The organism is Desulfonatronospira sp., assembly GCA_003563255.1.
GTDB lineage: Bacteria > Desulfobacterota > Desulfovibrionia > Desulfovibrionales > Desulfonatronovibrionaceae > Desulfonatronospira.
The window spans coordinates 1-5,571 of the sequence record PWSL01000412.1 but is presented as its reverse complement, the minus strand read 5'-3'; the positions used below and the strand labels follow the sequence as shown (position 1 = coordinate 5,571).

6 protein-coding genes and 1 pseudogene are annotated in these 5,571 nt (G+C 48.1%); all 7 read left to right on the top strand.

Annotated features, from left to right (window positions below; translation table 11 throughout):
- Positions 1 to 403, top strand: a pseudogene (locus QZP87_RS12080) (hypothetical protein); the annotation flags it as partial.
- 7 nt (positions 404 to 410) lie between these two features.
- Positions 411 to 806, top strand: a complete 396-nt coding sequence (locus QZP87_RS12075; RefSeq protein ID WP_291323178.1) for a DUF2304 domain-containing protein — start codon at positions 411 to 413, stop codon at positions 804 to 806.
- 224 nt (positions 807 to 1,030) lie between these two features.
- The gene (locus QZP87_RS12070; protein WP_291323177.1) at positions 1,031 to 2,308 is read left to right on the top strand and encodes a type II secretion system F family protein; all 1,278 of its coding nucleotides are present in this window, start codon (positions 1,031 to 1,033) and stop codon (positions 2,306 to 2,308) included.
- Positions 2,309 to 2,578: 270 nt separating this feature from the next.
- Positions 2,579 to 3,019, top strand: a complete 441-nt coding sequence (gene gspG, locus QZP87_RS12065) for a type II secretion system major pseudopilin GspG (RefSeq protein ID WP_291323176.1) — start codon at positions 2,579 to 2,581, stop codon at positions 3,017 to 3,019.
- Positions 3,020 to 3,045: 26 nt separating this feature from the next.
- Positions 3,046 to 3,501 (top strand): prepilin-type N-terminal cleavage/methylation domain-containing protein, encoded by a 456-nt coding sequence (locus tag QZP87_RS12060; protein WP_291323175.1) that lies wholly within the window; start codon positions 3,046 to 3,048, stop codon positions 3,499 to 3,501.
- A gap of 69 nt (positions 3,502 to 3,570) precedes the next feature.
- Entirely contained in the window at positions 3,571 to 4,023 is a 453-nt protein-coding gene (locus QZP87_RS12055; RefSeq protein ID WP_291323174.1) for a prepilin-type N-terminal cleavage/methylation domain-containing protein, read from the top strand.
- Between the two features lie 610 nt (positions 4,024 to 4,633).
- Positions 4,634 to 5,356, top strand: coding sequence for a prepilin-type N-terminal cleavage/methylation domain-containing protein (locus QZP87_RS12050; protein ID WP_291323173.1), 723 nt, complete (start codon positions 4,634 to 4,636; stop codon positions 5,354 to 5,356).
- Positions 5,357 to 5,571: the final 215 nt, after the last annotated feature.

Here is a 5,571-nt window from a genome sequence, read left to right as displayed (position 1 = left end):
TCAAAACCTGTTGCGCTATGAATATCTGAAGATATACGATGTATTAATTGGATCCTGCCCAAAAAGAGTCAGCCGCATGCGACGCTTTGCCTGGAGCTGGTTTCGCAGCATCAGTGAGACTGAACTGCAGGATCTAACGTCAGGCCTCCGGGTCTACAACCGCCGGGCCATGCGTTTGATGCTGGACAAAAGGGCTTACTTGTTTGACTATCAGGATATCGGAGCCATTCTTCTCCTGAAAAAATTCGGTTTAACAATCAAAGAGGTACCCGTTGAAATGCTTCCTAGAAAAAGCGGACATTCAAGGGTATTCAATAACTGGTTTAAAGTAGCAAAATACATGACAGTGACCACCTCTCTTTCCGCCTGCAAGTATAGACAAAAAGTCAAACGCAAAGGTTGAACCATCAGTGATCCCGGCCTACAATATTTTTACCGCTATCCTGGGGATAGCTACTGCTGTAATGATTATCCGCCTTGTCAGGCGGGATGCTTTATCAGCAAATTATGTCCTCTGGTGGTTTTTTGTAGCTGCCGGGTTGGTTTTTGTGGGGGTTTTTCCTGGTGTGGTGAACTATTTCGGTCAAATTTTGGGAATAGGATATCCACCTGTTATCCTGATATTTCTGAGTTGGTGCCTGGTTTTGATCAAGCTTTTGTTTATGGATATTGACCGTTCCAGGCAGGAACATAAGATCCGGGTGCTCATGCAGCGTCTGGCGATTTATGAACAGGGCCGGGAAGGCAGGGACACAAGGCTCAAGAGTTCAGAACCCGGTTGCAAAGATGCAATGAGTGATGATTAGGCTTAGCCTAACTATTCAGGGGGCAGGTACCGGCCAGGGGGACAGTCCCCGCGACACTTTTCATGCACAAGTACAAAAAGTATAGACGCGAAATTTTGTGAAGCTGCATAATCATGACTTAGCGGGGGACAGTCCCCTGGCCTTGTGCCATTAGTCACCACCGGGGACCCCCTGCATGATTACAATTAAACAGTTTTACTTTAGCTTTAACCCCTCAGGATAATATGGAATTTCAGTATAAGGCGGCCACGCATGAAGGCAAAGTCCGTCACGGAAAAGTGATTGCAGAGAGTCATAAAAAAGCCGTGGCCCGGTTGCAGGCGCAGGGACTTATACCCTTGTCTGTATCCACCCTGGGACAGGCGGATGCCTGGAGGTCTGATGCTGCTGAAAACCTGTACGATACAGACACCGCCGTCAAGAATCCTTTTTCCAGGCTTGCAGCCTTAAAATTGAGCATCCGGCGCAGGGTCAGGACCAAGGATCTTATTATGTTTTCAGAGCATTTAGCCACAATGCTCAAGGCAGGGATAACCCTGAATAAATGCCTGTCCATTCTTCATGATCTTACTGAAAATAAAGCTTTTGCAACTGTAATAAGTGATGTACACAACCACATAAGAGAGGGCAGTACATTACATCAGGCCCTGGCCAAACATCCGGATGTTTTTCCAGTGGTTTTTATAAACATGGTCAGGGCCGGGGAAACAGGGGGTGTCCTGGACGTGGTCCTGGACCGGGTGGCAGAGTTTTTGAGCGAAATCCAGGAACTCAAGGACTATCTTGTTTCCTCCATGATTTACCCTGCAATTCTGGGGCTGACAGCCATTGCATCCATCCTGGTAATGCTTACTGTGGTAATACCAAGGTTTGCAGACATATTTGAAGATATGGGGGTGGACCTGCCAACCGCCACCAGCATCATGCTGGTTGCTGGTGATTTTCTTCAAAACCACTGGTGGCTGTTGTTTTTAATTGTGGCCGGCTCGCTGATTCTGTTCAAATATGTCATATCGACCCCTGGGGGCAGAGAATGGTGGGACAGATTCAAGCTGGGAATGCCCATGATCGGTCCCATTATCCTGAAAATCGAAATAGCCCGTTTTTCCAAAACACTGGGCACACTGCTCAATAGCGGAGTGTCCATTCTGGCTGCCATGAATATTGTCAAAGGCGTCATATCCAACAATACCCTAAAATCTTCCCTGACACTGGTTTATGAGGACTTGAAACAGGGGCGTATGCTTTCAGTGTCCCTTGAGAATCACAAGGTCTTTCCCTCCCTGGCTGTAAACATGCTGGGAGTGGGGGAAGAGTCGGGAAATATGCCGGCCATGCTTGAAAAAGTAGGAGATATGTATGACAAGGATCTCAAGGCTGCAATAAAGTCCTTTACCTCTTTGTTTGAACCACTGATAATACTTGTTATGGGGCTTGTAATTGGAGCCATGGTGGTTTCCATGCTGCTGGCGGTGTTTACACTTAACGAACTGGGCATATGAACCAGGCACGCTCGGAAGCCTTTGACGCTCAAGACTTTATCGGTAACTTACTTCTGTAACCGCCTGTCAGACGCCTCGCGTGGACGGTGTCAGGATATTTCCTTCATTCCCGGCCCGCAGGCACGGGTCTAACGGTCCGGAGGCTGGGCAGGAAGCCGTGATCAACTTTCCTGCAAGGGTTGACCGCATGGCTGGTATTTGATCGCCAGACAGAATTTGGATAATACAGTTGATACTACACCAGACATTGATATGGAGGTAAATAAAAAAATGAAAAACAGTGCAAACTATCCCATGAGAAAACACCAGCGGGGCTTTTCCCTTATCGAGCTTTTGATCGTTATGATCATTCTGGGGCTTCTGGCTTCACTGGTGGGACCGAGGCTTTTCGGACATGTGGACGACGCCCGGGTCAGTACGGCCAAATCCCAGATAGAGCTTCTGGGAACCGCCCTGGACTCCTATCGTCTGGACGTTGGTCGCTATCCCACCACAGAACAGGGACTGGACGCCCTGAGAAGAGAGCCCTCGGGCGTGAGAAACTGGAATGGCCCCTATTTAAACCGGAATATTCCCAAAGATCCCTGGGGAAATGAATACCAGTACAAATCCCCTGGTGACCATGGTGAATACGATCTGTGGTCTTACGGGGCTGACGGCGAACCTGGAGGGGAAGGCGACAGCGCAGAGGTCAGGAGTTGGGAAAACTGAGTCAGGCAACTGCACTGGATCGTCCCATGTTTTCAATACCCGGACGCAGTAGTTCCAGGGGCTTTTCACTACTGGAGCTTCTAGTTGTGCTGCTGATAATCAGCGTTGCCGGCGGGCTTTTTTTCGGGATGAATTTCCGCCAGAAAGAAGCCATTGAAGCCAGGGCCTTTGCCTCAGAACTGTCTCAGTTTATGCGTACTGCCAGAAGCCATGCAATTCTGGAAGGGCGTGATAATTTGTGTGAGTACAACCCAGAGGCTGCATCAGTTCAGGAGACTCTTCGAGGGAAAACAATTAAAGCACCTCAAGGTGTGCAGCTTGTTTTTGAAGATGCTCGAGATGGTGAAAGCGCATTTGCAATATTCTTTGCTGACGGATCTATGGTGGTGGATGATTTTGTGGTCACTTCAGGCGAGTTCAGGCTGTTTCCTGTGGTGGATCCATTCCTGGGCAGGATCAGCTTCAGTCTGGACGAAGGGTAGCCGGCCGGTCTGCCGTTCTTTGAGGCCTTTACTATACACCAGACCAAAAGAAAACATCTGGATACCTGATTGCACAGACAAGCCTTGAATAATAAAGAGGGGTTCACTTTACTGGAAGTCCTGGTTGCCTTGGTCATAACCGGAATGACAGTGGCGGTTTTTTTCCAGGTGCTGTCCGCGGGCCTGAAGCTTGAGTTTGCTTCTATGCAAAGGACGGTGGAAACAGTCCATGTAAATCAGAAATTCAATGCAATTCTGGCAGCAGATGTCCGAGACAGCAATTTTGAATGGGAAGGTGAGGATAACCATGGAGACTGGAGACTGCACATAGAACAGGTGGATACTGAACAGACCAGGGCGCATTCTGATGACCAGCTGCAGGTAGGCAGCGATCTGTACAGGTATGTATTTGAGTACCAGTACCATCAGGGCAGAAAGTGGACTTTGCTTCGTTATGTACAGCATGAAACGGGTTTTTTCGACCAGGATTTCAAGAGACGTCACTTCCAATATACACAGTAGGGTGCGACTGCAAAATTTCCTTTTCATCAGGCCAAGACGCATGACAGAAGTCAGCGGTCAGACTTACTCCTCATACCCTGCCTGTCACGCCTCTGGCGAGAGATGTCTTCATCCAATACACAGGGCCTTTGTAATCTGGACAGTCAGTATCTGTTCAGCGCTTTGCATGTGGCATGGGGACTGGCTCTTCCCGCACTTATTTTTAAAATTCCGTTAAACATTCTTAAGAAAAATAAGTGCGGTGGTGCCAGTCTCCTGCTTTCCTTAAAAACGCTAAACAGATACGACAGTCAAAAGTTATCGTACAACACTCTGGATTTACTGCATTTTCAAAATCTAAAATGTCCATAGGTGTTTGCAGTGTAACTATCTGAAATCATGTTTTTTTATAAAGCTATTAACACTACAGCGCAATTTATAAAAAATGTAATAACCTGTCTCAATCGGGGACAGGCACTTTTGCTGGTTGTCAATTTGCCATTGCTCCAAAACCTCGGCGGCAAAAGAGCCAGTCCCTGGAGGTCAACAAATAAATTCCGCTTTAGTAAAATTTCAGTGAGTTTAATTAACAAGCTCCCCAGGCAGGTGCGGGACAGAGGATATAAATCAGATGACAATATACCACAAAAGCTCGGGCTTTACCCTGCTTGAACTGGTGGTTGCCATGACCATTGTTTCTCTGGTAGTGTTGACTTTGTATCAGGCCTTTTCCATTGGAGTCAGGGTCTGGGATAGTGATGACCGGCAAACTGAAAAGGCCGTCAGGCTTGAGGCTGCTTTGAGACTGATACAGGATGACATTTCCAGAGCCGTAAGCTATGATATTAACTGGAGCGAAGGCTCAACTCTTCTTTTTGCAGGCGGGCCGGACTCAATATTTTACGTAACCCGCAACGGCACAGGGGCGATTGGCGGAGCAGGATCAGCTCTTTTTTTCAGTGTCCTTTACCTGGATAGCTGTCAGGAAAGCGATGGCCGGTGCCTGTTTATCTTTAAGTCACCCAGACCAGGCAAAGAATTTGTTGAAGCCGTGGATAGCTTCAGACGGGGCACAGAATTTGAAAGAGAGCATTACCAGCCTGGTTCATACTTTGCTGAAAAAAGTGTCAAGGTGCTGGACAGGATAGAAGACTGGAATATTTCCTACTCCCCTGAGGAATTTCAGCCTTTTGCCGGTCTGGAGCTGGAACTGCCGGATCAGCGACTGCATGAAAGGGGCAGGTTGGCTGATGAAGACTGGGTTCAGGATGATCTGCCGGGCCGGGTAAGAATAGCCTTTAAGCACGAAGATCTGGAATATGAAAAACATGTGCCTGTGGGGCAACATAAATAGGACAAGCAACCCAGGAATGAGCGTTATCCCGGGCTCCGCACCGTGATGCGATGAATAATGCAGGATGGAGAGGCATGGATTTTGACTCTTACACTGATTAAGTGCAATAATGCAGGAAGATACCGGAGGCCGGAGCTGTTAAGTCTGGTCCAGGTACGGGGGCAGGGATGGCCCGCCCAGCCAGACAGTTCAGACAAGTCAGACAGGCCAGACAG